This window comes from Lentzea sp. NPDC005914, assembly GCF_040629405.1.
Classification (GTDB): domain Bacteria; phylum Actinomycetota; class Actinomycetes; order Mycobacteriales; family Pseudonocardiaceae; genus Lentzea.
In genome coordinates this window covers 14,159-40,007 of the sequence record NZ_JBEXVQ010000013.1, presented here as the reverse complement: position 1 = coordinate 40,007, position 25,849 = coordinate 14,159, and the positions used below count along the sequence as shown (strand labels likewise).

Annotated in this window: 24 protein-coding genes; 11 read left to right on the top strand and 13 right to left on the bottom strand. The window is 69.7% G+C overall.

Annotation, left to right across the window (positions count from 1 at the left end):
• Positions 1-4: 4 nt before the first annotated feature.
• From ABZ345_RS19875 to ABZ345_RS19855, 5 genes are read right to left on the bottom strand one after another with little or no spacing between them, the layout of a single operon-like run.
• A complete protein-coding gene (locus ABZ345_RS19875) occupies positions 5-1,015 on the bottom strand; it encodes an ABC transporter permease (RefSeq protein WP_359850411.1) in 1,011 nt (336 codons plus the stop codon).
• Positions 1,008-1,190 (bottom strand): hypothetical protein, encoded by a 183-nt coding sequence (locus tag ABZ345_RS19870; RefSeq protein WP_359850408.1) that lies wholly within the window; start codon positions 1,188-1,190, stop codon positions 1,008-1,010. The genes ABZ345_RS19875 and ABZ345_RS19870 overlap by 8 nt, the downstream gene beginning before the upstream one ends.
• Entirely contained in the window at positions 1,183-2,688 is a 1,506-nt protein-coding gene (locus tag ABZ345_RS19865; RefSeq protein ID WP_359850405.1) for a sugar ABC transporter ATP-binding protein, read from the bottom strand. Before ABZ345_RS19865 ends, ABZ345_RS19870 begins: the two co-directional genes overlap by 8 nt.
• Before the next feature lie 12 nt (positions 2,689-2,700).
• Positions 2,701-3,756 carry a sugar ABC transporter substrate-binding protein gene (locus ABZ345_RS19860; RefSeq protein WP_359850403.1) on the bottom strand — a complete coding sequence of 352 codons (1,056 nt, stop codon included), beginning with the start codon at positions 3,754-3,756 and terminating at the stop codon, positions 2,701-2,703.
• Positions 3,757-3,785: 29 nt separating this feature from the next.
• A complete protein-coding gene (locus ABZ345_RS19855; protein ID WP_359850401.1) occupies positions 3,786-5,123 on the bottom strand; it encodes an enolase C-terminal domain-like protein in 1,338 nt (445 codons plus the stop codon).
• A 230-nt stretch (positions 5,124-5,353) separates the two neighbouring features.
• On the opposite strand from ABZ345_RS19855, the gene ABZ345_RS19850 reads away from it, so the two are divergent.
• Genes ABZ345_RS19850 through ABZ345_RS19840 form a run of 3 tightly spaced genes read left to right on the top strand, consistent with a single transcriptional unit; the run spans position 5,354 to position 9,722 of the window.
• Positions 5,354-6,055, top strand: a complete 702-nt coding sequence (locus ABZ345_RS19850; protein WP_359850398.1) for a FadR/GntR family transcriptional regulator — start codon at positions 5,354-5,356, stop codon at positions 6,053-6,055.
• Between the two features lie 31 nt (positions 6,056-6,086).
• Complete coding sequence (locus ABZ345_RS19845; protein ID WP_359850395.1) at positions 6,087-6,869, top strand: MOSC N-terminal beta barrel domain-containing protein; 783 nt, start codon at positions 6,087-6,089, stop codon at positions 6,867-6,869.
• 57 nt (positions 6,870-6,926) lie between these two features.
• A complete protein-coding gene (locus ABZ345_RS19840) occupies positions 6,927-9,722 on the top strand; it encodes a tetratricopeptide repeat protein (protein ID WP_359850392.1) in 2,796 nt (931 codons plus the stop codon).
• On the opposite strand, the gene ABZ345_RS19835 is transcribed toward ABZ345_RS19840, so the two are convergent.
• The 8 genes from ABZ345_RS19835 to ABZ345_RS19800 all read right to left on the bottom strand — a co-directional run bounded on the left by ABZ345_RS19835 (position 9,700) and on the right by ABZ345_RS19800 (position 18,301).
• Positions 9,700-10,110: a Calx-beta domain-containing protein gene (locus ABZ345_RS19835; RefSeq protein ID WP_359850390.1), complete on the bottom strand. Its 411-nt coding sequence runs from the start codon at positions 10,108-10,110 to the stop codon at positions 9,700-9,702. The genes ABZ345_RS19840 and ABZ345_RS19835 overlap by 23 nt on opposite strands.
• A 61-nt stretch (positions 10,111-10,171) precedes the next feature.
• A complete protein-coding gene (locus ABZ345_RS19830; protein WP_359850387.1) occupies positions 10,172-11,122 on the bottom strand; it encodes a hypothetical protein in 951 nt (316 codons plus the stop codon).
• 120 nt (positions 11,123-11,242) lie between these two features.
• A complete protein-coding gene (locus ABZ345_RS19825; protein WP_359850384.1) occupies positions 11,243-13,630 on the bottom strand; it encodes a ricin-type beta-trefoil lectin domain protein in 2,388 nt (795 codons plus the stop codon).
• Between the two features lie 85 nt (positions 13,631-13,715).
• A complete protein-coding gene (locus tag ABZ345_RS19820; protein ID WP_359850381.1) occupies positions 13,716-14,063 on the bottom strand; it encodes an L-rhamnose mutarotase in 348 nt (115 codons plus the stop codon).
• Positions 14,064-14,076: 13 nt separating this feature from the next.
• A complete protein-coding gene (locus tag ABZ345_RS19815; protein WP_359850378.1) occupies positions 14,077-15,252 on the bottom strand; it encodes a mandelate racemase/muconate lactonizing enzyme family protein in 1,176 nt (391 codons plus the stop codon).
• A 1-nt stretch (position 15,253) separates the two neighbouring features.
• Positions 15,254-16,075: a carbohydrate ABC transporter permease gene (locus ABZ345_RS19810; protein ID WP_359850375.1), complete on the bottom strand. Its 822-nt coding sequence runs from the start codon at positions 16,073-16,075 to the stop codon at positions 15,254-15,256.
• Entirely contained in the window at positions 16,075-17,025 is a 951-nt protein-coding gene (locus ABZ345_RS19805; protein ID WP_359850372.1) for a sugar ABC transporter permease, read from the bottom strand. The genes ABZ345_RS19810 and ABZ345_RS19805 overlap by 1 nt, the downstream gene beginning before the upstream one ends.
• A 4-nt stretch (positions 17,026-17,029) precedes the next feature.
• Entirely contained in the window at positions 17,030-18,301 is a 1,272-nt protein-coding gene (locus ABZ345_RS19800) for an extracellular solute-binding protein (protein WP_359850369.1), read from the bottom strand.
• A gap of 151 nt (positions 18,302-18,452) precedes the next feature.
• Between ABZ345_RS19800 and ABZ345_RS19795 the strand changes: the two genes are divergently transcribed.
• From ABZ345_RS19795 to larB, 8 genes are all read left to right on the top strand, one after another.
• Entirely contained in the window at positions 18,453-19,220 is a 768-nt protein-coding gene (locus ABZ345_RS19795; protein ID WP_359850367.1) for a FadR/GntR family transcriptional regulator, read from the top strand.
• Positions 19,221-19,292: 72 nt separating this feature from the next.
• Positions 19,293-20,045: an SDR family oxidoreductase gene (locus tag ABZ345_RS19790; RefSeq protein ID WP_359850364.1), complete on the top strand. Its 753-nt coding sequence runs from the start codon at positions 19,293-19,295 to the stop codon at positions 20,043-20,045.
• Positions 20,038-21,000, top strand: a complete 963-nt coding sequence (locus ABZ345_RS19785; protein WP_359850361.1) for an aldo/keto reductase — start codon at positions 20,038-20,040, stop codon at positions 20,998-21,000. The genes ABZ345_RS19790 and ABZ345_RS19785 overlap by 8 nt, the downstream gene beginning before the upstream one ends.
• A 32-nt stretch (positions 21,001-21,032) precedes the next feature.
• A complete protein-coding gene (locus ABZ345_RS19780; protein WP_359850359.1) occupies positions 21,033-21,878 on the top strand; it encodes a fumarylacetoacetate hydrolase family protein in 846 nt (281 codons plus the stop codon).
• Positions 21,875-22,726, top strand: a complete 852-nt coding sequence (locus ABZ345_RS19775) for an amidohydrolase family protein (protein WP_359850356.1) — start codon at positions 21,875-21,877, stop codon at positions 22,724-22,726. The genes ABZ345_RS19780 and ABZ345_RS19775 overlap by 4 nt, the downstream gene beginning before the upstream one ends.
• Positions 22,726-24,003 carry a nickel-dependent lactate racemase gene (gene larA, locus ABZ345_RS19770; protein WP_359850353.1) on the top strand — a complete coding sequence of 426 codons (1,278 nt, stop codon included), beginning with the start codon at positions 22,726-22,728 and terminating at the stop codon, positions 24,001-24,003. Before ABZ345_RS19775 ends, larA begins: the two co-directional genes overlap by 1 nt.
• Positions 24,000-25,121 (top strand): glycerate kinase, encoded by a 1,122-nt coding sequence (locus tag ABZ345_RS19765; protein WP_359850350.1) that lies wholly within the window; start codon positions 24,000-24,002, stop codon positions 25,119-25,121. The genes larA and ABZ345_RS19765 overlap by 4 nt, the downstream gene beginning before the upstream one ends.
• On the top strand, positions 25,118-25,849 hold the full coding sequence (gene larB, locus ABZ345_RS19760; protein WP_359850348.1) for a nickel pincer cofactor biosynthesis protein LarB: 732 nt from the start codon (positions 25,118-25,120) through the stop codon (positions 25,847-25,849). The genes ABZ345_RS19765 and larB overlap by 4 nt, the downstream gene beginning before the upstream one ends.

Below are 25,849 nucleotides of genomic sequence, written 5' to 3'. Positions count from 1 at the left end.
ACTCCTAGTCCTGGGCCTTGCCGCCGGTGACGCGGGACAGTGCCAGCGCGATGAGGATGATCGTGCCGTTGAGCGCGCCGATCCACTGCGCGGGCACGCCGCCCAGCGTCAGCACGTTCTGGATCATGAACAGCAGCAGGATGCCGGTGAAGGCGCCGAACATCGTGCCCTTGCCGCCGTTGAGCGAGATGCCGCCGATCACCGCGGCGGCGAACACGGTGAAGATGTACCCGTTGCCCTGCGCCGAAGCGACCGAGGCGAGCCGCCCGGACAACAGCAGCCCGCTGAGCGCCGCGAGCAGACTCGCTGTGACGATCACGATCCAGAGCACCCGGTCGGTGCGGATGCCGGCCGCCTTCGCCGCGTCAACGTTCCCGCCGATCGCGTAGAGGGACCGGCCGAAGCTCGTGAAGCCGAGCACGAGGATGCCGGCGGCGAACAGGAGCAGGCACAGCCAGACCGACGCGGGCATGCCGAGCCACTGCGCGGTGCCGAGGTAGAGCATGGACTTCGGCAGCCGGAAGAAGGTCTGACCGCCCGAGACACCGGTCAGGATGCCGCGCAGGACGATCAGCATGCCGAGCGTGACGATGAACCCGTTGAGCCCGAACCGGATGATGAACAACGCGTTGACCACACCGACCAGCACGCCGACCGCCAGCGTGATCGGCACCGACCAGCCGCCGGGCAGCAGCCCGAGCCCGTGACCCGCGCCGGCCGGCACGGTGAGCCAGGCGGCGATGCCGGGCGCCAGGCCGACCGTGGACTCCAGCGAGAGGTCCATCTTCTTGACGATCAGCACCAGCGTCTGCGCCAGAACGAGGATCGCGATCTCCGACATGGTCTGCAGCACGTTGACCAGGTTGTCGCCGCGCAGGAAGACCGGGCTGACCAGCTGGCCGACGATCGCGATGGCGATGATCGCGGGGATCAGCGCGAGGTCGCGCAGGCGGGCGAAGGCGATCCGGCGGCTCGACCCGGCTGTGGTGGCGGGTGCGGCGGTGGTGTCAGCCATGGAGGTCGGCTCCTTCGGTCGCGGCCGTGTGGTGGCGGTAGCGGTGGCCGCGTGGCGTGGTGCGGGTGGTGCCGTCGTGGTTGCGGGCGGGGCCGTTGTCGTTGCAGGTGAGGGAAGCCGCGGCCTCAAGCATCGGGCACGACTCCTTCAGTCGGGGCCGCACAGCCTCAGTCATCGAGGTCCACCCCCTCCATCGCGGCCACCAGCCGGTGGTCGTGCCACCCGCGGCGCAGCTCGGCGACCACACGGCCCTGGAACACCACCAGGACCCGGTCGCACAACCGCAGGTCGTCGAGCTCGTCCGACGCGACGAGCACGCCGGCGCCGGACTCGGCGATCTCCTCGACCTTGCCGAGCAGGAACTCCTTGGACCGCACGTCGACGCCCGCGGTCGGGTTGATCAGCACCAGCAGCGCGGGATCGTTGGCGAGCGCGCGGGCCATCACGACCTTCTGCTGGTTACCGCCGGAGAGGCCGGAGACCGGGAGATCCGGTCCCGGCGTCTTGATCGCGAGCCTGCCGATCATGTCGCGGGCGAAGCCGTCGCGCCGGCGTCCGTCGATGAACCCCGCGGTGCCCAGCCGATCCGGAATGGTCAGGGTTCCGTTGTCCGCTATGGACATCTGCGCCACGTAGCCCTGGTGGTGCCGGTCCTGCGGCACGAACCCGACGCCCGCCTTCAGTGCCGCCGGCACGCTGCCCGGCCGCAGTCGCACTCCCGAGATCTGCACCGAGCCGACGGCCACGGCCCGCAGGCCCGCGATCGTCTCCGCGATCTCGACCCGGCCGCTGCTCGCCGCTCCGGCCAGGCCGACGATCTCGCCCGCGTGGACCCGGAACGACACGTCCTCGTACACGCCGGGCAGGGACGCGTTCGTCATCTTCAGCACGGGAGTGGTGTGCACGGCCGGGACGCGTGTGGTGGCGCCCGTCTCCGACGCGACCTCGCCGGTCATGGCCGCCACCAGTTCGGCACGAGGCAGCTCGCCCACTGGGGCGGTCAGCACGTGCCGGGCGTCGCGGAACACCGTGACGGTGTCGCAGATCTCGTAGACCTCCTGGAGGTGGTGGCTGATGAACAGGAACGTGACGCCCTGCCGCTGGAGTTCGCCGACACGGCTGAAGAGCCGGGCGATGGCGGCGGCGTCGAGTTGGGCGGTCGGTTCGTCGAGGATGATGAAGCGCGCACCGAACGAGAGCGCTCGCGCGATCTCCACGAACTGGCGTTGCTCGACGTCCAGGTCACCGGCGGGCAGCCGCACGTCCACGTCGACAGACCAGGTGTCCAGGAGCTCGCGAGCCTTGCGGCGCACGGTCTTCCAGCTGATCAGTCCGCCGCGGCCGTGGTCGTGCCGGTTGAGGAACAGGTTCTCGGCGACCGTGAGCTCGGGGATGATCGTGGACTTCTGGTAGACGCACGCCACCCGCTGCCGCCACGCGTCGCGGTCGACGAGCCGGGGAGCGGGCTCGCCGCCGAACGTCACCACGCCGTCGTCCGGCGCCTGCAGTCCGGTGAGGACGGACACCAGGGTCGACTTGCCCGCCCCGTTGCGCCCCACCAGCGCGTGGGTCTGTCCCTGCTCGATCCTGATGGCGGCGTCGTGCAGGGCCGTGGTGGACCCGTACCGCTTCGTCACTCCCGTCGCCTCGACGACAGGCGGCGCTGCAACCATGTCGGCCCCTGCTCAGCTGAGTTTGTTGCCCCACAGGGACTTGTCGTCGTGCTTCAGACTGGGCACGCCGTCGTACGTGCCGCCGTCGGCGGTCACCAGGGGAGCGGAGAGCTGGTCCTCCAGCAGCCCGTCGCGGACCTTGACGATCGTGCTGTCGTGGTCGGTCTTGCCGGGCTCGAACGTCTTGCCGTCGATCGCGGCCTTCAGGTACTGCAGCGCGTACTTGGCGTAGAGATCGGCCGGCTGCGAGACGGTGGCGTCGATCTGGCCCTCGGCGATGTCCTTGAGCTCCTCGGGAATCCCGTCGTTGGAGACGATGAACACGTGCTTGGGATCGGTGGGGGCGACCAGCAGGTCCTTCTGCTTGAGCACCTGCAGCGTGCCGGCGAGCGCGAAGCTCGACTGCATGTACACGCCCTTGACGTCCGGGTTGGCGGTGAGGTCGGTCTGCAGCTTCTGCGCCGCGACCGCGCCGTCCCAGTTCGTGGCCTCCCCGAGCACGGTGATGCCGGCGTAGTTCTTCTTCATGCAGTCGTTGAACGCCTCGGTGCGGTCCCGGCCGTTGATCGACGCGAGATCTCCCTGCAGCATCACGACCTTGCCCTTGCCGCCGAGCTTCGCGCCGAGGAACCGGCAGGCCTTCTCGCCGTAGGCCCGGTTGTCCGCGCGGACGACCATGAACACGTCGCCGCTGTCGGGCCGGGTGTCGACGGTGACGACCGGGATCTTCTTGGCCGCCAGCTGTTCCAGCGTGGGTGCGATGGCCGCGGTGTCCTGCGGGGCCATCGCGACGCCCTTGACGCCCTGGCTGATGAACGTCTGGGCGTTGGCGGTGAGCTTGGCGACGTCGTTCTGGGAGTTCGTGGTCTTGAGCTCCAGGCCCAGTTCCTTGCCGAACTCGGGCGTGTACTTGATGTAGGAGTTCCAGAAGTCGGTGTCGGAGCGCGGGTAGTCGACACCGACCACCGGCGCTCCGCCGCCTGCCCCGGAATCAGGGGTGCCGCAGGCGCCCAGAGCGATGCTGAGGACGGTGAAGATGCCGAGACTGGTGCGAGATCGGGTGTTCACGGCGGCGGATCTCCTAACCGGTGGCGGGATCAGGTGCGAGGACGGGAACGCCTGCTGCTCAGATCGGTGACCTGTCCGTTCCAGACGGGTCCATCGGGGAAGCGGTGGGCGGCGATGGACGCGGGGTGCAGTTCGGCGCTGATGCCGGGCGCCATCGGTGCGAGGTAGTGGCCGTCGTGCACCTGCACCGGGTCGGTGAAGTGCTCGTGCAGGTGGTCGACGTACTCGATGACGCGGTTCTCGGTGGTGCCGCTGACGGCGACGTAGTCGAACATCGCCAGGTGCTGGACCATCTCGCACAGCCCGACACCGCCCGCGTGCGGGCAGACCGGGACGCCGAACTTGGCGGCCAGCAACAGGATGGCGACGTTCTCGGTGACGCCCGCGGTGCGGCTGGCGTCGAGCTGCAGGACGTCGATCGCGTTGAGCTGGAGCAGCTGCTTGAACATCACCTGGTTGTGGGTGTGCTCGCCGGTGGCGACCTTCACCGGTGCCACGGCCCGCCGGATGGTGGCGTGGCCGAGGATGTCGTCGGGTGACGTCGGTTCCTCGATCCAGTACGGGTCGTACGGCGCGAGCGCGGCCATCCAGTCGATCGCCTGCCGCACGCCCCACGCCTGGTTGGCGTCGACCGCGATCTTGATGCCGGGGCCGACCGCCTCCCGCGCGAGTCTCAGGCGGCGCACGTCGGCCTCGGCGTCGGCGCCGACCTTCAGCTTGATCAGGGTGAAACCGTCGGCCACGGCCTGGCGGGACAGCCGGACGAGCTTCTCGTCGTCGTAACCGAGCCAGCCCGGCGTGGTCGTGTAGGCGGGATAGCCGTGGCGCAACAGGTGGGTGGTGCGGGCGGCGCGACCCGGTTCGGCACGGCGGAGGATGTCGAGGGCCTCGTCGCGGGTGAGCGCGTCCTCGAGGTAGCGGAAGTCGACGAGGTCGACCAGCTGCTCGGGTGACAGCTCGGAAAGCAGCTGCCACACGGGTTTGCGCTCCCGGCGCCCGTAGAGGTCCCACACCGCGTTGACGACCGCGGCCGCGGCCATGTGGATCGCGCCCTTCTCCGGGCCGAGCCACCGCAGCTGGCTGTCGCCGGTCAGCCGGCGCGAGAAGGCACCGAGATCACCGAGCACCTCGTCCACGGACAGGCCGGTCACCAGAGGAGCCAGCGCTCGCACCGCGGCGACCTCGACGTCGTTGCCCCGCCCCACGGTGAACGCGAGACCGTGGCCCTCCGCGCCTTCGCTCGTGCGGATGGTCACGTAGGCCGCCGAGTAGTCGGGTTCGGGGTTCATCGCGTCGGAGCCGTCGAGCTCGCGCGAGGTGGGGAACCGGACGTCCACCGCCTCGACCGCGGTGATCAGCTCGGTCATCGTCGGGTGGCCCCCTCGTGTGTCAGCGGTGTGTCCGCGGTGCAACGCTTGGTGAGCGGACATGGGATGGATTTATAGGCCACGGACGGTTGAGGTGTCCACGGTTGGCGGCCAAAGTACGTCCAAATGCCGTATCTATACTGCTAGAACCTTTGGAGGCCGACCAGGGCGGCGGTGAGGCGACATCCCATCTCTTTGGCAGAGGTGGGATGTATTGCTACCCTCCTGCGGTGTCACTGACCGACAAGGCCATCGACCGCATCAGAGACCTGATCGGGTCCGGTGAGCTGCCGCCCGGGGCCAAGCTCCCGCCCGAGCAGCAGCTGGCGGCCGAGCTGGGCCTGTCCCGCAACCTGATGCGGGAGGCGGTCAAGGCGCTCGTCGTGGCGCGCGTCCTGGAGATCCGGCGCGGCGACGGCACCTACGTGACGAGCCTGGAACCCGAGGTGCTGCTCGGCGGCATCTCCTCCGCGGTGGAGCTGCTGCGCGGCGACACGCTGCTCGAGCTCACCGAGGTGCGCAGGCTGTTCGAGCCGATCGCGACCGGGCTCGCCGCCACCCGCATCTCCGCGCGCGAACTGCTCGAGGTCGAACGGCACCTCGACGCGATGCGCGCGGCCCGCGACGACGTGGAGCTGCTCAACTTCCACGACGCCGCCTTCCACCGCGCGGTCGTCGCCGCCACCGGCAACGCCACGCTGACCACGTTGCTGGAGGGCATCTCCAGCCGCACGATCCGGGCCAGGGTGTGGCGCGGCCTGGTCGACGACCACGTGGCGAGCCGCACCCTCGCCGAGCACGAGGCGATCTACCAGGCGCTGGTCGACCGGGACGCCGCGCTCGCGCAGGCCGCCGCCCTCGTGCACGTCGGCACCACCGAGCGCTGGCTGCGTGAGCACGTGGGCCGTGACGACCCGCGCGAAACTCCGTGAGAGCGCGCACATCGGGCGGTACTTTGGCTGCATGGCAACCGTTCACGCGCTGACGTCGTATCCGATCAAGGGGTGTGCCGGGATCTCTGTGGACCGGACGGAGATCACGCCGACCGGGCTGCCCCACGATCGGCTCTTCGCGGTGGTCGGCCCGGACGGGGGAACGGTCTGGCAGGGTGAGACGCCGCGGCTGGCCGTGATCCGGGGCCGGCTCCTGCACGACGGCGCGCAGCTGGAGCTGGGCGCGCCCGGTGCCGGTGAGCTGGTGCTGGACGTGGTGGCAGAAGGCGAAACCCGGCCGGTGGACGTCGAGAAGTGGCCGGCGTCCGGGGTCGACCAGGGCGATGAGGCGGCCGAGTGGTTGTCCGGGGTGCTCGGCAGGCCGGTCCGGCTGGTGCGCGAGCCGGCGAGGGAGAGCAGGGCCGGTGCTGACCCCACCGCGCTGCTGGTCCTCTCACTGTCCTCATTGGACGGTCTGAACGCGCGGATCGCCGAGCGGGGCGGGAATCCGATGCCGATGGACAGGTTCCGGCCCAACATCGTGATCAGCGGCTGGCCCGAGCCGCACACCGAGGACCGGCTGGGCCGGATGACGGTCGGCGGCGCCGAGATCGGCTTCGGCGAGCGGGCCATCCGGTGCGCTGTCACCCTGGTCGACCAGTCGGCCGGGGTGCGCGCCGGGCCCGAGCCGTTGCGCACCCTGGCGGACTACCGGCGCGAACCCGACGGCGTCAGCTTCGGTCTGAAGGCGGCCGTGCTCACCCCCGGCGGCATCGCCGTGGGCGACGGCGTCACGGTCACCGAATGGCGATGACCCGCTCGTCCGGATCGCCGCTGCCGCAACGGCATCGGGCCAGCTAACGTACGTGACGTGGGGGGACCCGTTGGTGAGGTTCGGATTCTCGGGCCGGTCGAGGTGTGCGGTCCGGACGGCCGGGCCGCGCTGAACGGTGCCCGGCAGCGGGGCATCGTGGCGGTGCTGGCCCTGCGCGTGGGCACGCCGGTCCCGGTTGAGCGGCTCGTGGACGTGCTGTGGGGCGATGATCCGCCGCGCACGGCGGTGCGGTCGTTGCACAGCTATGTCGCGCGCGTGCGGCACGCGCTCGCCGACTGCGGCATGCCCGGCGCGCTGACGACCGAACTCGGCGGCTATCGGCTGGACGCGTCCGTCGACGCCGAACGGTTCGAACGGACCAAGGACCTCAGCCTGTGGCGGGGTGAGCCGCTGGCGGGCACGGAGCTGTTCGGGTGGGGACGCGCGGAGATCGACCGGTTGCGGGAACAGCGGATCGCCGCGCTGGAGCTGCACTGGGCCGACCGGCTCGGCCGCCTGGACGCGATCGGGGAGCTGGAACGGCTGGTGGTGAGTCATCCGACCAGGGAACGGCTCGCAGGCCTGCTGATGCGGGCGTTGCACCTCGACGGGAGGCACACCGACGCCCTGGAGGTGTTCCGACGGCTGAGATCCCGGCTCGCCGACGAGCTCGGCGCCGATCCCGGCCAGGAGCTCATCGCACTGCACACCGCGATCCTCCGTCGCGATCCCGCCCTGCACAGCGAGAAACCCGCCCAGCTGCCCGCCCGTGCCGGCCATTTCACCGGTCGCGCCGCCGAGTTCGCGGCGCTCGCCGACCTGCCGCCGATCGTCGTGGTCTCCGGTGTCGCAGGGGTCGGCAAGACCACGTTCGCGGTCGAGTGGGCTCATCGCATCGCCGATCTCTTCCCCGACGGGCAGGTGTTCCTGGACCTGCAACGGCTCACCCCGGCCCAGGCGCTGACCGAGGTGCTGCACAGTCTCGGCGTCTCCGCGGACCGGATACCGGCCGATCCGGCCGGGCTGTACCGGACGTTGTTGCACGGCAAGCGTGTGCTCATCCTGCTCGACGGCGTCCGCCGCGCGGGAGACGTGCTGCCTCTCGTGCCCGGTGACCCAGGGAACCTTTTGCTGGTCACGAGTCGCGACACGCTCTCGGCGCTGCGCACGCGTCATGCAGTGCACACCGTGCACCTGGGCCTGCTGAGCGAGCAGGAGGCCCACGCCCTGCTGGCCGACGTTCTCGGCTCGCCCAGGGTGCGCGCGGACTCCCGCGCGACCTCGGCCCTGGTCGTCCACTGTGGACGACTGCCGCTCGCGCTGCGCATCGCGGCCGCGCGCCTCGCGTTGCGTCCCGGCAGGCAGGTGGCCGACCTCGTGCGGGAGCTGTCCCGCAACGACCCTCTGGACGTGCTGGCGGTCGACGGGGACGACCGCTCGGTCCGCGCCGTGTTCGCCAGCGCGCACCGCACGCTGAGCCCACAGGCGGCCCGCCTCTTCCGCGTGCTCGGCGAGCATCCAGGAGCGAGCTTCTCCGCCGACCTCGCCGACGCGCTGGGGCCCGGCCTGGACGAACTCGTCGCGTCGCACCTCGTCAGCGAGGCCGGGAACGGCCGCTACGCGTTGCACGACCTGATCCGGCTGTTCGCCCGGCAGAGCGGTGACATCGGCGACGGCGTGGAGCGCCTGCTCGACCGCTACCTCACGATCACCCACGCGGCCAACACCGTCCTCAACCCGCGCCATGACCTCGTGACCCGGCCGCCTGACAGGGACCTCTGGGACGACCTCCCGTTCGCCCCGGTCCGCGCGGAGGTGCTCGCCTGCCTCGACGCCGAACGCGACAACCTCCGGCACGTGATCCGGCTGGCGGCGCATCGCGGCCTGCACCGATGGACGTGGCAGCTGGTGTACCTGCTGACGAGCTATTTCGAGGCGCGCGGCAACTGGGCGGCCCGCGTGGAGCAGTGCGAGTACGCCGTCACGGCCGCCCGCGCGCTCGGCGACCGGCGCGCGGAGACGGAGATGCTGCGTGGGCTCGGCATCGCGTTGCAGATGACCTCGCGCTTCGCCGAAGCCATGACGGTGCAACGACAAGCGCTCGCCCTGGCCCGCAAGGCCGGCGATCTGCGCGGGGAAGCGCGGCTGCACAACAACATCGGCAACGCGCACTCCGAGCTGCGCGAGTTCGGCCTGGCGCTCGGATCGTACCGGGAGGCGACCCGCGCGTACCAAGCGATGGACGACGAGGTGGGCGTGGCGCTGGCGCAGCGCAACCTCGGCTACACCTACGTCCGGATGGGCCGGCCGGACCTGGCGGTCGAGCCTTTGTTCGCGGCGCTGGAGACGTTCCGCGCCGAGGAGAACGCGCGGCTGGAGGCGGCGACGCTGATGTCGCTGGGCAACGCGTTGCACCGGCTCTCCGATCTCGGACCGGCGCTGCGTCACTTCGGCGACGCCCTGCGCATCAGCCGCGAGGTCACCGACCACCGCTTCGAGGCCGACGCGCTGACCGGCCTCGGCGTCACCCAGCTCGCGCTCGGGAACCCCGTTGCGGCAAGGCAGTTCCTGACCGGCGCACTCGACGTGTGCCGCGCGCTCGGCGACCGGCTCCGTGAGGCGGCGACCCTGCACCACCTGGGCGAAGCCGAGCTCGCACTCGGCGACCTCGCCGCCGCCCGCGACCACCTCGTGGCCGCGCTGGCAGCGCACGCCCAGGCTCCGGACCCGTTCGAACAGGCCCAGGTCCACCGCACGTTCGCCGACCTGGAGGGCCGGCGCGGACGGTGGACCGAGGCCGCGTGGCACTGGGCTCAGGCCCTCGCGCTGTTCACCTCTTGCCGCCGATCGTGAACACGGCGACGCTCTTGCCGATCTGGCCGGGCTTCACCCTGGTGATCTGCAGGGTGAACTGCTTCTTGTCCGCACCGACACGCAACACGGTGTAGGGCACCTCGGCGTGGTCCTGACCGGCCTTGATCGTGACCGTCCCGCTCTGCTCGGCGCGGTAGTCCTCGCCCTGCTTCGCGGTGCCGTCGACGAACTTGTACGACACCTCGACGTTCTGCTTCACCGCGCCGTTGCGCGACTTGAGCACCGCGGCGTAGAGGCCCGTGCTCTCGTGCACCGGCCCGTCGAGCGCGTCCACGACGTCCGGGCAGTCCGGCGGATCGCAGCCGGGTGCTCCATGTGCGGGCACGATTCCCAGCAACAGCAGTAACAACACCATGATCGTCTTCATTGACAACCCCTTCGGTGGGTCCGTCTCCGTTCAACGGAGACGGACCCACCGAGGCTGATACTCATTCCTCCTTGTTGTTGACGAGGAACTGCGCGCCACCGAGATCCACGCCTTGCGCGTCGGTCTGGTGCACGAGCAGCTCGGCCGGACCCGCCTCCACGTCGGTCGCGAACGTCAGGGTGGTCTCGATCCGTTCCTCGGCCTTGAGCGTCAGCCCGTCGAAGCGCGCGAACTTGGGTTCGACGATCAGGAACTGGGTCTCACCCACCTGCTTCACCCCGGCGCCCTTCTGCCCGGCGGCCTTCCACCGCTCCGCGAGCTCCCGGCCGAGATCGATCGTCACCGTGCCCGCGAACGGCCGCTCCGGCTGTTCGAGGACCAGGGTCTGCCTGGCGTCGAAGGGATCCGGGTTGCCGATGGTGTACGGCACGCTGATCGGCCGGCCGGGGAACACCCGCACGGAGTCGACGTTGCGCCACGCGATGTTGTTGTTGCGCTGGGCGTTGAGCTGGGTGTTCGGCCCCTCGGCGAACGTCATCGGATCAGTGGGCGACACCCATCTGGTGAGCAGGCAGAAGTGCGCGGGCCCCGGCACGTTCCAGCCGGGCCAGGTGATCATCACCGTGGTACCGCCGACCGGCACGGAGACGCCGGTGGCGCCGATGGTCGTCCAGCCGCCCGGCCACGGGGTGCCGCCACCGAGGTTGCTGCGGTACAGGTGCAGGACGCCGTCCACGTTGCCCTGTGCGCCCGCCTTGCGGCGCAAGGTGACGAAAACGTAGTTGTTCAGTCCCACTCTCGGGTTCTGCGACACCGCGCAGGGCACCGGTGTCCAGCACACCTTGATGTCCGGGCTGAAGTAGATGCTGCCGGTGCTGGGCTCGTTGCCCACATCAGTGACGTTGTCGCGCATGTAGACGTCGCGGTAGTACGGCGTGGCGTTCGCCACCGCCCCGCTGAACGTCACGACCGCCAGCAGCCCGGCCAGTATCGCGACCAGCTTGGTTTTCACGATGTCCTCCCACGGTTGAGGTCTGCTCACCGAAGGAGTACTGCCTTGCTGTTGTAGCGATGTTGTTGTGCTGTTGTCGTGCGTCCGGGGCCAGACACACGGCCTGGCCCCGGACTGTCGTCACGGAATCAGGTTCCACTGCTGGTTGGCGCCGCCCCAGCAGTCCCACAGTTGCAGCTTCGTCCCGTTGCCGGTGCCCAGGTCCTTCGCCTCGAGGCAGCGCCCCGACTGCACTCCGGTGATCGTGCCGTTGGCGTTGACGTTCCACTGCTGGTTGGTGCCGCCGTGGCAGTCCCAGATCACGACCGCCGTGCCGTTGGCCGTCGCGGCACCGAAAGCGTCCAGGCACTTGTTCCCGTACACCACGAGCTGCTTCGCGGAGGTGGAGGTCCAGCGCTGGTTGGTGGCGCCGGAGCAGTCCCACAGCTGGGCCTGTACGCCGTTCGTCGTGGACGCGCCGTTGATGTCGGCGCAACGGCCCGACTGCTGGCCGGAGATCTTCACGTTCTGGGTGGGCTGGACTCCGGCGGCCGCCATCACGGTCTGCGTGCCGCTCGGCCAGTTTCCGTTGCTGACGAAGACGGTGCCCGTGACGGTGTTGCCCCGCGTGCCGTTCGTGATGTCGGCACCGTTGTGGTCGGACCAGTTGTCGGTCAGCGTCAGGTCGCCGGTGTGATTGTTGTTGTTGGCGTTGGAGTGCGCCCAGTTCCAGCCGCCCTGGTAGACGTTGTTCGTCACCGAGACGTAGCGCGAGCCCTCGTCGAAGTACATGTCGAAGCCGCGGTTCATGGTCCTGAAGTAGTTCTGCTTGAGCACCGTGCCCGGACTCGCGGACAGCATGTAGAAGCCGCCACCGTCGGACATGGTCGTCATCGTGTCGTGGATGTAGTTGCCGATGACCAGGTTGTTCTTCGCGGTCGTGGCCGTCGTGTAGAGGGGCTGGTAGTTGTAGGTGCCGCGGTTCTGGTACTCCTGGCTGCCGCCGGGATCGTTGATGCCCCAGCCGTAGCCCAGGTTGAGGCCCGAGTAGGGCAGGTTGTAGATCTCGTTGTGCGAGACGGTCGCGTTCGTGGCGTAGGTGACCAGGATGCCGACGTGGCTGCGGTACTCGAGGGCGACGTCGTGAACCTTGTTGTTGGCGAGGGTGACGTTCTGGACCGTCATCCGGCTGTCGCTCGGGTGGTGCGCGTCGGGCCGCATGCCGCCGACGACGATGCCGCCGGCCGAGATCTGCTCGAAGGTGCTGCCGGTGACCGTCACGTTGTTCACGCCGAGTCCCACGCCGCTGGTGTGGCCGTTGGCGTCGTTGCCGATGCCGATGCCGACCTGGCCGAGGTTGGTGAACCTGCTGGCGTTGAAGGAGATGGCGTTGGCGGCCGACACCTGGACCGCCGCGGGCATTTGGCTGAAGCCGGGGCGGGTCGACTCGAACTGGCTGCAGCCGGAACCGCAGCTGCTGAACCCGTTGGACGGCCGGGTGCTCCAGACGCCCTTGATGTAGCCACCGGTCTGCTGGTCCGCGTAGCCCTCGTTCGTGCTCGGCTGCAGCCAGCTCGTGTAGGAGAACTGCAGGCCCGTGAAGGAGATGTCGTGGGCGGGCGCGTCGAGCGTGCCACCGACGTTCACCAGCGACTGCAGCCGCGGCAGCTCCACGTCGGCGTTCGCGATGTTCTGCCCCGCCAGCGGCTTGTAGTAGAGCGTGCCGGTGGCCGTGTCGAGGTACCACTCGCCCTCGGTGTCGAGGAACTCCCTGGCGTTCTCCAGCCAGAACCCCGCCTGGTTGAACGGGCTCTGGACGGTGTCCCAGCCCCAGGTGTTGTTGTCCCAGCCGGGTTGCTGCATCGTGATCGCGTTGCCGGAGATCGACTGCACCGGCGTGTACCTGTCGGTGAACGAGTTTGCCGACTCGAGCTCGACGCGGTTCTTGTTGCCGAGGTTGTTCAGGTACGACAGCCCGCTGCTGGTGAACGTCATGCCGCTGGACGTGAGCGTGAAGTCGGAGCGGTTGATCGCGGTGCGGGCACGGGTCGCGATCTTGCCGTCGACGTAGAGCTGGCGGGTGTCGAACCCTGTGCCCACACCGGCTTTCCAGATGTTCTGCCCGGCGTCGGCCTGCGTCCAGCCGGTGACCTTCTGCCCGCCGGAGATCACGGAGTTCGCCGAACCCTGCCAGATCACGGTGTGGCCGTTGGTGCCCGAGTCGGCGGCAGTGAAGCTCAGCGGCGAGTTCAACGTGTACGTGCCGCCCGCGAGCTGGACGACGACGTCACCGGTCATCGTCGGGGCAATGCCCCGCACCGAGGTCTGGGCCTGGGCGAGCGAACAGGGCTGGGTGGACGAACACGCCGTACCGGAACCGGTCGGCGAGGCGTAGACGGTCGTCATCACGGCCGCCGTGGCCGGTGCCGAGGCGACTGCGGCACCGGCGGCCGCGAGCAGGACTGCCGCGGCGGCACCGGTGAGCCGGCTTGCTGTTCGTGGGGAGGACAGGGAGAAACCACGTGACACGTTGTGCTCCTGGAGGTCGCGGGCTTTCGGAAGGCAGCGTCGATCGCCCCGCGAATGCGGGGTACCGGTTGTGTTTCGGGTCAGCTCAGGACGAAGCGGGGTCGTCCAAGTGCCAGACCTCCTGCATGGGCACCCACCAGTGGCCGGAACCGGCCGGCGCCAGCGACTCCTGGCACGGGTCGGTGAACGTCCACCAGCGCTGCGTCTCCGGGTCAGCGGCGATGCGGGCCTGGTCGGCCTCGTGGTCGTCACCGATGTACTCGTAGTAGCCGAACAGCAGGTCGCCGTGCAGGAAGATGGTGAAGTTGCGCATGTTGGCGTCGAGCATCGTCTGCTCGACAGCGGGCCAGACGGCCGAGTGCAGCCGCAGGTATTCCTCGCGATGTTCCGGGCGCAGCCGAATCATCATGCCGTAGCGCTGAGTGCGGTTCATCGTGCTTCTCTCCTCATGCGTTGAGCACGGCGCTCTCGGGATCCGCACCGACCGCGTGCAGGCGATGTCCCGCGCGTTCGGGCCGGATGTGCGAGCCACCGGCCAGCGGGTCGGGCAGCAGGTGGCTCGACAGGGCGATCGCGTCCTCGTCCACGCGCACGCCCAGGCCGGGACTGTCGCCGAGGACGTAGGCGCCGTCCTCGACGTGCAGGTCGACGGTGACACCGACCGGCGGCTGGAGGTCCTGCAGTTCGCTCACCAGGTGGTTGGGCACCGACGTGGCGGCGTGCAGCAGACCGGCCGGTGTCGTGCCGATGGGGCTGACGGGCAGGTCGTGCGCGTGCGCGAGAGTGGCGACGCGCAGGAAGTGGGTGATGCCCCAGACCGCGGCCGTCTGCACGATGTCGACCGCTCCGGCCGTGATGAGCGCCCTGTGCTGTTCGAGCCCGGTGAGGTTCTCGCCAGTGGCGACCGAGGCGCGGATGCCACGCCCGACCGCCGCGTGCCCTTCGGCGTCCCAGCGCCGCACCGGTTCCTCGATCCACGTCAGGTCGTGGGTGCGTTCGATCTCGCTCACGTACCGGACTGCCTGTTTACGCGTCCAGGTCTCGTTGACGTCGAGCATCAGGCTCGGCCGCGTTCCCCGGCAGGCCCTGGCGAGCACGTCGCGCACCAGGCCGAGCCGGTAGGCGTCGTGCTCGACGTCGAGGCCGCCCTTGATCTTCGCCGCGCGCAGCCCGACGTCGGCGTAGGCCTGGTACACCGCGACGAACTCGGTGTCGTCCAACGCGATGTCCAGCCCCGAGGCGTAGGCGGGGACGCGGCGGTCACGTCCGCCGAGCAGCCGCCACAGCGGTTCTCCCGCCGCCTGGGCCTTGATGTCCCACAACGCGGTGTCGATGGCGCCGATGGTCCCGAACACCGCGCCGGCGTGGCCCGCCTTGAACATCCGGCGCAGCATCCTGTCGTAGAGGGCGGTGACCGACCGCGGGTCCTCGCCCTCGATGGCGGCGAAGACGTTCTCGATCTCCACGCAGGGCCCCAGTCCGACGCCGGTGATGCCTTCGTCGGTCTCGATGACGACGATCGGAACCCGGACGAGGCCGTCGGCGTACACGCCGTTGGCGTCACCGACCGGCCGGCCCCAGTTCTGCACCGTCGTGATGGTCCGGTATCCCGTGATGCGCATGTCAGCCCTTCGTGGACCCGGCGGTGACACCGTCGGCGATCTGGCGTTGCAGGAACAGGTAGACGACCAGGACAGGTACCGCGGCGATCAGCACACCGGAGGCGAACGTGGGGATGTCGTCGGAGTACTGGCCGCGCAACGACGTGACGCCGACCATGAGCGTTCGATGCTCTGCGGACGGCATCATCAGCAACGAGATGAGCACGTCGTTCCAGCAGAACAGCGCGTTGAGCACGCCGACCGACAGCAACGCCGGGGCGCCGATCGGCAGCATGATCCGCCAGTAGACGCCGTAGACCGTGTTCCCGTCGATGCGCGCGGCGTCGACGATGTCCGGCGGCACGGTCGAGTAGTAGCTCGTCAGCAGGAAGATCGTGAACGGCAGGAACTGCGCCACGTACGCGAGAACCAGTCCCGGGTAGGTGTCGATGAGACCGGTGTCCGCCATGATCCGCGCCAGCGGAACCATGATCACCTGAAACGGGATGAACAGAGCGGCGAGCACGCCCAGGAAGAGCGCGGACGAGCCGCGGAACTTCAGCCGAGCGAGCGCGAACCCCGCCATCGACCCGAACAACAGCAGCAGGGCGACCGAGCACGCCACGACGACCACCGAGTTCAGGAAGTAGCGGGACATCCCGACGCTCGTCCACGCCTTGACGATGTTGTCCCAGCTCAGGGAGTCGGCCAGGGAGAACCGGTCGAGCACGTACTCGCGACGGGTCTTCATGGCGACGTTGGTGGTGAACACCAGCGGGTAGATCGTGGCCAGCGCGAGCAGGGCCATCGGGATGGCGACGACCCATCTGGTCGACCTGGGCATCAGTCCTCCTTGCCCGCGCGTCGCAGGATGCCGATCTGGGCCAGTCCCACCACGAGCATGATCAGGAACAACGCGGTCGACGCCGCGGAGGCGAGCGCCGGCTGGCTCATCTGTCCCTGCTGGATCCAGACGTAGTACTCGGGCAGGTACGTCGACCCCTCCGGCCCGCCGCTCGTCATCACGTACACGAGGCCGAACATCGACGTCAGCATGCCGATCATCGTGGTGACGAAGACGAACTGGATGGTGCGCGACAGGCTCGGGACGATGACGTGCCAGATGGTCTGCGGCAGCGACGCACCGTCCACTTTGGCCGCGTCGAGCAACGACGAGTCGAGGGTCGCGAACCCGGCCAGGAAGACGACCAGCGCCATGCCGAACGTCGCCCACACGTGCACCCCGACGACCGCGAAGATCGCCACGTCCGGGTCGCCGAGCCAGTCCACCGGCCCGATGCCCAGACCGCCGAGCAACGCGTTGAGCGGACCGTCGAAGGCCAGCAGCAGGTTGAAGATCGCGCCGACGATCACGGGGGAGAGCACGGCGGGGAAGAAGTAGACGCCGCGGTAGAGGCGGTGACCCGGCACCTTCAGGTAGATGAAGGTCGCGAGCAGACCGGGGATCGCCACCGCCACCGGCAGCAGCAGCACGAGCAGGCCCACGTTGCGCAACGCGGTGCGGAAGAGCGGATCTCCCAGCAGGGTCAGGTAGTTGTCGAGGCCGACCACCGTGCCGTCGCGGGTGCCGTCGCCGGTGAAGGAGAAGTTGATCCCGAGCACCAGCGGCCACAACCGCAGTCCCGCGAGGATCAGGACGGCCGGTGCCAGCAGGACCAGGGGTGCCAGGCGTTCGGCGCGGGACCCCCTGCGACGCCGCGGCGACGTGACGGCGGCCTCCGCTGTGGACGCGGCGACGGCCACGTCCACAGCGGACAGAGACTGAGCGGCCACGTGATCAGCCCGTCTTGTCGGAGGCGGCGAGCTGTTGCAGCACCTCGTCCACCGTGATCGAACCGCTGAGCAACTGCTGGGAGAGGCGTCCCATGAGGTCGATCGTCTTCGATCCCAGCGCGACGTGCAGGGCGGGCTTGCCGGTCTTGACCTCCGAGACGATCGTCTTGACGGCCGGGCCGCCCGCGGAGGTGTCGATCGTGGTGTCGGACGCTATCGCGCCACCGTCGAGGTAGAACGCCTTGAGCGCGTCGGTCGAGGTCAGCGATCGCACCAGGTCCGCGGCGAGCTTCGGGTCCTTCGTCCACTTCGCGACCGCGTAACCGATGCCGCCGTCGAAGGGCAGGCTCGGCTTGCCCGCCGGGTTGATCACGGGCGCCTGCGTGACGCCGACCTTCTCCGGGGTGAGGAACTCGGCGAAGTCCTTCCAGTGCCCGACATCGGACATCAGGCCGATGACGTTGGCCGCCTTGCCGGAGTTGAACGCGGAGAACGCGTCGTTGAACATCGCGGTGGAGTTGGCGCCGTCGGTGTTCAGGCCGGTGTCACCGGCCTGCTTCCAGAGCTCGAAGATCTTCTTGACGTCCGGCGAGGACCAGTTGCGCTTCCCGGCGATCCAGTCGTCGTACTCCTGCGGGGTCAGCACGGCCGATCCCAGGGCTGAGAGCCAGAACTGGATGCCGATCCCTTCCTTGTTGCCCAGCGCGAAGCACTTCGCCCCGGTCTTCTGGGTGACCGTGCCGCAGTTCTTGACGAAGTCGTCCCACGTCGTGGCGGGCGCGTCGGGGTTGAGGCCGGCCTTGGAGTAGAGGTCCTTGTTGTAGTAGATCGGGTGGCCCTGCAACGTCACCGGCTCGGCGTACACCTTGCCCGCCTTGGTGAACGCGTCCCACCCGGCCAGTCGCTGCCTGTCCTCGGCCACGTAGGAGTCGAGCGGGGCGAGCGCGTCGGAGCGGTCGCGGATCTGGCCGCCGCCGTTGAACAGGATGACGTCGGGCCCCTTGCCGGACTGGATGGCCGCGCCGAGCAGTGTGTAGTACTGGTCGAACGGCTGCGCCACGAACTCGACGTTCACGCCGGGATGCTTCTTCGTGAAATCCGCCTTGGCCTTCCGCACATACCCGGCCGCCTTCGGGTCGCCCGACTTCCAGTCCCAGACAACGAGTTTGTCGCTCGATCCGCCGGAGGACGAACCGGGTCCGGAGGCGCTTCCGCAACCCGCCGTCAGCGTCAGCCCCACCACCAGGGCTGCGGACCACAGTGTGCGCTGCTTCATTGCTGCTCACTTCTCGAGATGGGGCCGGGCGTCGAGGGCCCGACGAAGTGTGGTGAACGTAATTCGTATGACGTATTACGTCAATGGCCGATTGTCGCTAGAGTGATCGGCACGCTCCTTCGCATCGGTGAGGGGCGCAACCGGAGGAACGATGACGGCATCAGGCCAGCAACCGAGCGCGCTCGCCGCCCCGGACTGGGCGCGCCGCCCGGCGAACCTGGCCAGGGCGATCACCACCGAGCTCGTGGGACGGATCGTGCGCGGCGAACACCCTTCCGGCACGTCGCTGCCGCCCGAGCCGGCGCTGTGCGAGTCGTTCTCGGTGAGCAGGACCGTCATCCGCGAGGCCGTGAAAGTCTTGCAGGAGAAGGGTTTGGTCCAGGTGCGGCAGGGTGCGGGGACGATGGTCACCCCGCCGTCGATGTGGAACATGCTCGACGAGCTCGTCCTGGGCGCCGTCGTCGCCGAGGACGAGACGCTCGGCGTGCTGGACGACCTCGTGGTCACCCGGCGGCTGCTCGAGTCGGACATGGCACTGGTCGCCGCCCGTGTCGCGGACCCGGAGACCGTCGAGGAGCTGCGCGCTCTCGTCGATCTCATGGACCAGGTGGTGGGCGACCCCATCGCGTATCGCAAGCACGACCACGCGTTCCACGACCTGATCATGCGGACGTCCGGCAACCGGATCGCTCGAGGTGTGGTGCGCGCGCTCGAGAGCCAGGTCTACAACACGGCTCGCTACACGGGCCGGACCGACCGCCGGTTGTGCGCGGCCTCGAACCAGGGCCACCGCCGCATCTGTGAACGCATCGCGGCGCACGACCCGGTCGGCGCCTCCGACGCGATGTTCACCCACATCACCGAGGCCTGGCTGGTGCGTCGCAGCGACGCGGGCGAGCCCGGCCGCCTGGAACGCTGAGTTCGGCAGCACGTACCTGTTGGCGGACAAGGAGTTCGCCGACATCTTCATCGACGAACGGAGCTATCGGTCATGGGTGACTTCGACGGGCTGGTGGCTCTGGTCACCGGCGGTGGCTCGGGCATCGGCCGGAGCACGGCCGAGCTGTTGTCGAGCCGCGGTGCGCGGGTCGCCGTGCTCGACCTGGCGGCGGAGGGCCTGCCGGAGGACATCTTCTTCGTGCGGGCGGACGTCACCGACGACCACAGCGTCCGCGACGCCGTGGAGGCGGTGGTCACGCGGTTCGGCGGCATCGACGTGCTGGTGAACAACGCGGGCATCGGCGCGCAGGGTGACGTGGCCGCCGCGACCGACGAAGAGTGGTTCAAGGTGTTCGACGTCAACGTGATCGGGATGGCCAGGGTGGCCCGCGCCTGCCTCACGCACCTGCGGAACTCCCACTTCGCCGCCATCGTCAACACCGGCTCGATCGCGGGGACCGCAGGTCTGCCGCAGCGCGCGGTCTACTCGGCGAGCAAGGGCGCGGTGCACGCGCTGACCCGTGCTCTCGCCGCCGACCACGTCCGGGAAGGCATCCGCGTCAACGCGGTCGCCCCCGGTACCGCCGACACGCCGTGGGTGCGGCGGTTGCTCGACTCGGCGCAGGACCCGGAGGCGGAACGCGCCGCGCTGGAGGCGAGGCAACCGCACGGCCGGTTGGTCACGGCCGAGGAGATCGCCGGGGCGATCGCGTACCTCGCGAGCCCGTTGTCGGGTTCCACCACGGGAACCGTGCTCGCCGTCGACGGCGGCATGGACGGGCTCCGGTTGCGTCCCCGTGGCTGACACCCTGAGCCGCCTGGGACTCGGCACGTCCCCGCTGGGCAACCTGTACACCGAGGTCACCGACCGCGAGGCTCGTGCCGTGATCGACGCGGCGTGGGAGGCCGGTGTCCGGATCTTCGACACCGCGCCGCACTACGGTCTGGGTCTCGCGGAGAAGCGGCTCGGCGCGGCTCTCAAGGACCGCCCGCGCGACGAGTTCCTGTTGTCCACCAAGGTGGGACGGCTCCTGGTGCCCGATCCGTCCGGAGCGGGGCGGCTCGACGACGACGGCTTCGTGGTGCCCGCCACCACGCGTCGGGTGTGGGACTTCAGCGCGGACGGCGTGCGGCGCAGCCTCGAGTCCTCGCTCGAGCGGCTCGGGCTCGACCGGGTGGACGTGGTCTACCTGCACGACCCGGACGACCACTGGGAGCAGGCGGCGGGCGAGGCGTTGCCGGCGCTCGTGGAGCTGCGCTCGCAGGGTGTCGTCGGGGCGATCGGGGCCGGGATGAACCAGTGGCAGATGCTCGCCCGGTTCGTGCGGGAGTCCGCTGTGGACATTGTGCTGCTCGCCGGGCGCTACACGTTGCTGGAACAGACCGCGCTGGCCGAGTTGCTCCCGTTGTGCGCCGAGCGCGGGGTGGACGTGGTCGCCGCCGGGTTGTTCAACTCCGGTCTGCTGGCCCGCCAGGACGTGCCGGACGACGCCACCTACGACTACCGGACCGCGCCGGCGGACGTGGTCGGCCGCGCCCGGCGGATCGCCGCGGTGTGCGCGCGGCACGGCACGACGCTGCCGGCCGCCGCGCTGTGGTTCCCCTTCGGGCATCCCGCGGTGACCGGCGCGCTGATCGGCGCCCGGTCGACGGCTGAGCTCCATGCGAACCTCGCGGCGTTCGCTGAACCTCCCCCTCCCGGATTGTGGGCAGACCTTCGTGACGAGGGTTTGCTCGAGGCCGGCGTGCCTACCCAATAACGGCATCAGGAAGATACGGAAGAGGAACGGCAATGCGACTGCTTCGCGTGGGCGACCCCGGTGCCGAGATTCCGGCGGTGCTCGACGACGCCGGTCAGGTGCGCGATCTGCGTCCCGTGACCGGCGAGATCAACGGCGACTTCCTGGCCGGTGGCGGGGTGGCGCGGGTACGTGACGCCCTCACCGGTCTGCCGGAGCTGGACGTCACGGGGATGCGGATCGGCGCGCCCGTCGCCCGTCCCGGCGCGCTGGTGTGCATCGGGCTCAACTACTCCGACCACGCGGCGGAGACGGCGGCGGAACCACCCGGTGAACCCGTGGTGTTCATGAAGAACACCAACACTGTCGTCGGGCCGAACGACACCGTCCTGGTGCCTCGGCAGAGCGTGAGGACCGACTACGAGGTGGAGTTGGCCGTCGTGCTGGGCGCCAAGGCTCGCTATCTGGACAGCCCGCAGGCCGCGGCGGCGGTGATCGCGGGCTACGCGATCTCCAACGACGTCAGCGAACGCGAGTTCCAGATCGAGCGCGGCGGGCAGTGGACCAAGGGCAAGTCCTGCGAGACGTTCAACCCGCTGGGCCCGTGGCTCGTCACCGCCGACGAGGTGGGCGACCCGCAGACGCTGGGGTTGCGGCTGAGCGTCAACGGTGAGCTGCGCCAGGACGGCAACACCAAGAACATGTTGTTCGGCGTGCACCACGTCATCTGGTACCTCAGCCAGTTCATGGTCCTGGAGCCCGGCGACGTCGTGAACACGGGCACGCCCGCGGGAGTGGCGCTCGGTGTCAACGACTTCGGGTATCTGCGTGCCGGGGACATCGTCGAACTCAGCATCGACCGCCTGGGTGTGCAACGGCAGCGGATCGGGCAGGCATGAGCACGCCGCGCCGGATCGATGCCCATCACCACCTGTGGGATCTCTCCGCCCGGCCGCAGGACTGGCTCGACGGTCTCGAACCGATCCGGCGCGACTTCGGTCTGGCGGACCTGAATGCCGTGACCGGGCCTGCGGGCATCGACGCCACCGTGCTGGTCCAGGTGCTGAACGACCTCGACGAGACCGCGGAGTTCCTTGCCGTGGCGGGAAAGTCGGACCTGATCAAGGGTGTCGTGGGGTGGGTCGACCTCACCGCGCCCGACGTCGCGGACCAGCTGGACAGGCTGCGTTCCGGGCCGGGCGGCGACCGGCTGGTGGGCATCCGGCACCTGGTGGAGCCCGAGCCCGATCCGGACTGGCTGATGCGTCCCGATGTGCTTTCTGGGCTGCGTGCGGTGCGAGACGCAGGACTCGTCTACGACGTGCTGACCCGGCCGCACCAACTACCTGCGGCGCTGGTGGCGGTGCGGGCGGTGCCGGACATGGTGTTCGTGCTGGACCATCTGTCCAAACCAGGCATTGCCGGTGGAGTGCTGGAGCCGTGGGCGACGCATCTGGCCGCCCTGGCCGCCGAACCGAACGTGGTCGCCAAGGTGTCCGGTCTGGTCACCGAAGCCGGTCCACAGTGGACTGTTGATGACTTGCGGCCTCCTGTTGACGTCGCATTGGAGGCGTTCGGGCCGGACCGGCTGATGGCGGGTTCGGACTGGCCTGTCTGCCTGCTCGCGGCGTCCTACGACGAAGTCTTCGATGCTGCCTCGCAGTTGGTCGCTGGGCTTTCTTCGGCGGAGCGCGACCAGGTCCTCGGTGGCACGGCCGATCGCGTCTACCGGGTGGGGGAGCGGTGATGGAGACGGTTCGGCTGGCCTACGGCGAGACCGGGTTGGACCTGCGCGTCGATCCGGCGAGAACCACCGTCGTGGTGCCGAAACATCACCACGCCACCGAGTCGCCTCAGGAGATCCTCCGGCGGGCACTGCGGTTCCCGGTCTCCGGTCCTCCGCTGCGCGACCGCGTGCGGCGCGGCCAGACCGTCGCGATCTCTGCGTGCGACGGCACCCGTCCCCAGCCCCGGCACCTGATGATCCCGGCGATTCTGGAGGAGCTCGACGGACTGGTCGACCTCGCCGACGTCGTGGTGCTTGTCGCGACCGGCACGCACCGCGGCAACACCGAGGCCGAGCTGCGCGCGATGTTCGGTGACGAGGTGGTCGACTCGGTGCGGATCGTCAACCACGACGCCCGTGACCGCGCGAGCCTGACGTGGATGGGTTCGTTCGGCGATTCCGTGCCGGTGTGGCTCAACAGCGAATGGGTCGCCGCGGACGTGCGGATCACCACCGGTTTCGTCGAACCGCACTTCTTCGCCGGGTTCTCCGGCGGCCCGAAGCTGGTCGCCCCCGGCCTCGCCGCGCTGGAAACCGTGCTGGTGCTGCACGACGCGCACCGGATCGGCCACCAGCGGGCGACGTGGGGCGTCATCGAGGGCAACCCGGTGCACGACGACGTGCGCGCCATCGCAGCCGCCACCGGGGTGACGTTCGGGTTCGACGTGGTGCTGAACCAGGACAAGGACGTCGTGGCCGCGTTCGGCGGCGACCTGCTCGAGATGCACGCTGCGGCGGTGCGCACGGCTCGCTCGGTCGCGATGCAGCCCGTCGCGGGGTTGTACGACGTGGTGGTGACGACCAACTCCGGCTATCCGCTCGACCAGAACCTCTACCAGTCGGTGAAGGGCATGTCCGCGGCTTTCGAGGTGGTCAAGCCGGGCGGCACGATCGTGTGCGCGGCCGAGTGCCGCGACGGTTTCCCCGACCACGGCTCGTACCGCTCGGTGCTGGCCTCCGCGCCCTCGCCCGCGGCGTTGTTCGCGGACATCTCGGCGCGCACGGTCACCGTCCCGGACCAGTGGCAGGTGCAGATCCAGGCTCGCATTCAAGCCGCCTGCCGGGTAGTCATGCACACCTCCTACCTCAGCGACGCCGAGCTGGCCACCGCCCACCTTTCGCAGACCGCCGACGTCTCTCTCGCGGTGGAGGAGGCGCTTGCTGCGGCCGGACCGGACGCCCGCGTGTGCGTGTTACCCGAAGGCCCGCAGACGATCCCTTACGTGGTGAGTCGATGAACGTCTTGGTCTGCCTGGACAAGTTCCGCGGTTGCCTCACGGCCGCTGAAGCCTGCACGGCCGTGGCCTCCGGAGTGGTCGCGGCGGGCGGCCGTGCCGTGGAGATGCCGGTGGCCGACGGCGGCGAGGGCACCCTGGAAGCCTTGGCGAGCGCCGGTTACCGCTCGGTGTCCGTCGACGTCACCGGCCCCACCGGACGCCCGGTGCGCGCCGCGTTCGCCGTGCGCGGGCCCCGCGCGGTGATCGAGATGGCCCAGGCGAGCGGTCTGGACGTGTTGCCAGGGGGTTTCGCGCCACTGGTCGCCGACAGCCACGGCACCGGCGAGCTGATCCGCGCCGCACTCGACCACGGCTGCCTGGACCTGGTGCTCGCGGTGGGCGGCAGCGCCACCACCGACGGCGGCGCGGGTCTGCTGCGCGCCCTCGGTGCCCGCGTCACCGACTTGCGCGGCGTGCCGGTGGGCCCCGGCGGCGCTGCCCTGACCAACGCGGCCAACGTCGACCTGTCCTCTTTGGACTTCCGCCTACGTCTCGCACGACTGACCCTGGTGTCCGATGTGGACAACCCGCTTTGTGGGCCGTCCGGCGCCGCCGCGGTGTTCGGCCCGCAGAAGGGCGCTTCCCCGCGCGACGTGGACGTGCTGGAGCGCGGCCTGAGCCAGTTCGCGTCGGTCATGGCCCACGAGACCGGCCGCGACCTGAGCACGTCGCCCGGCGCGGGAGCGGCAGGCGGCACTGGATTCGCCGCGCTGGCCGCCCTCGGCGCTCGCCGCGTCTCCGGCGCGGAGTTCGTGCTCGGCGAGATAGGCGTCGAGGAGGCCATGCGCGACGCTTCGCTGGTCGTGGTCGGCGAGGGCCGCTTCGACTCGCAGAGCCTGCGCGGCAAGGCCCCGTTCGGTGTGGCGCTGGCGGCCCGGCGACACGGCGTACCGGTGGTGGTGATCGCGGGCGACGTAAGGCTTTCCGCCGACCGCCTGCGCGACATCGGCGTGGTGGCCACGTGGTCGCTGCTGGACCGCGCCGGCAACCTCGACGCCGCGATCAGCCGCGCACCCGAACTGCTGGCGCGGATCGGGCGCGAACTGCCGTCCGTCGTCGCGCGGGGAGGGGCGGCGTGACCGGGCAGGAGTCGGTCGACCTCGGCTTTGCCCGGGTCGACGTCGGGCGGGAGGCTCGGCAGGGTCTGCCGGAGGTCGTCTACGGCACGGGGAAGACGGCGGCCGAGATCGCTTCAATCGTCCGGACTTTGTTGCGGCACAACGACGGCCCCGTGCTGGCCACGCGCGTGGAACCCGAGACGGCGGCCGCCGTTCTGGCCGAGGTGGACCGGGCCAGCGGTGACCGCACGCCCGCCGCCGGCCTCGCACCCGTCCCGCACGGGACCTACGACGCTCCGGCCAGGCTGCTTGTCTGGCGTCCCGCCGCCCCCGCAGGGTTCACCGTGGTCGTCGCCGCCGCCGGCACCGCCGACCAGCCCGTGGCCCGCGAAGCCGCCGCCATCGCCACCGCCGTCGGCCTCACCGTCACCACGGTCACCGACGTGGGCGTGGCGGGGCTGCACCGCCTCCTCGCCGAACAGGACCGCCTGCGCGCCGCCGACACCATCATCGTCGTGGCCGGCATGGAAGGCGCGCTCGCCAGCGCCATCGGCGGCCTGGTGGCCTGTCCGGTGGTCGCCGTCCCCACGTCCACCGGATATGGCGCCGGTCTGGAGGGCATCACCGCGCTGCTCGCCATGCACGCCTCCTGCGCGGCCGGCATCACTGTGGTGAACATCGACTCCGGGTTCGGCGCGGCCATGGCCGCGTTCCGGCTCTCCCGCGTGGCCCGCCGGACCACGTCATGA

Excerpts from the sequence above, each read along its gene's own strand:
- ABZ345_RS19815 (WP_359850378.1), bottom strand. The coding sequence starts at position 15,252 with ATGCGCATCACGGGATACCGGACCATCACGACGGTGCAGAACTGGGGC.
- ABZ345_RS19845 (WP_359850395.1), top strand. The coding sequence starts at position 6,087 with ATGGCAACCGTTCACGCGCTGACGTCGTATCCGATCAAGGGGTGTGCC.
- ABZ345_RS19790 (WP_359850364.1), top strand. The coding sequence starts at position 19,293 with ATGGGTGACTTCGACGGGCTGGTGGCTCTGGTCACCGGCGGTGGCTCG.
- ABZ345_RS19775 (WP_359850356.1), top strand. The coding sequence starts at position 21,875 with ATGAGCACGCCGCGCCGGATCGATGCCCATCACCACCTGTGGGATCTC.
- ABZ345_RS19795 (WP_359850367.1), top strand. The coding sequence starts at position 18,453 with ATGACGGCATCAGGCCAGCAACCGAGCGCGCTCGCCGCCCCGGACTGG.
- ABZ345_RS19820 (WP_359850381.1), bottom strand. The coding sequence starts at position 14,063 with ATGAACCGCACTCAGCGCTACGGCATGATGATTCGGCTGCGCCCGGAA.
- ABZ345_RS19865 (WP_359850405.1), bottom strand. The coding sequence starts at position 2,688 with ATGGTTGCAGCGCCGCCTGTCGTCGAGGCGACGGGAGTGACGAAGCGG.
- ABZ345_RS19765 (WP_359850350.1), top strand. The coding sequence starts at position 24,000 with ATGAACGTCTTGGTCTGCCTGGACAAGTTCCGCGGTTGCCTCACGGCC.
- ABZ345_RS19855 (WP_359850401.1), bottom strand. The coding sequence starts at position 5,123 with ATGACCGAGCTGATCACCGCGGTCGAGGCGGTGGACGTCCGGTTCCCC.
- ABZ345_RS19810 (WP_359850375.1), bottom strand. The coding sequence starts at position 16,075 with ATGCCCAGGTCGACCAGATGGGTCGTCGCCATCCCGATGGCCCTGCTC.
- ABZ345_RS19875 (WP_359850411.1), bottom strand. The coding sequence starts at position 1,015 with ATGGCTGACACCACCGCCGCACCCGCCACCACAGCCGGGTCGAGCCGC.
- ABZ345_RS19835 (WP_359850390.1), bottom strand. The coding sequence starts at position 10,110 with ATGAAGACGATCATGGTGTTGTTACTGCTGTTGCTGGGAATCGTGCCC.
- larA (WP_359850353.1), top strand. The coding sequence starts at position 22,726 with ATGGAGACGGTTCGGCTGGCCTACGGCGAGACCGGGTTGGACCTGCGC.
- ABZ345_RS19870 (WP_359850408.1), bottom strand. The coding sequence starts at position 1,190 with ATGACTGAGGCTGTGCGGCCCCGACTGAAGGAGTCGTGCCCGATGCTT.
- ABZ345_RS19780 (WP_359850359.1), top strand. The coding sequence starts at position 21,033 with ATGCGACTGCTTCGCGTGGGCGACCCCGGTGCCGAGATTCCGGCGGTG.
- ABZ345_RS19800 (WP_359850369.1), bottom strand. The coding sequence starts at position 18,301 with ATGAAGCAGCGCACACTGTGGTCCGCAGCCCTGGTGGTGGGGCTGACG.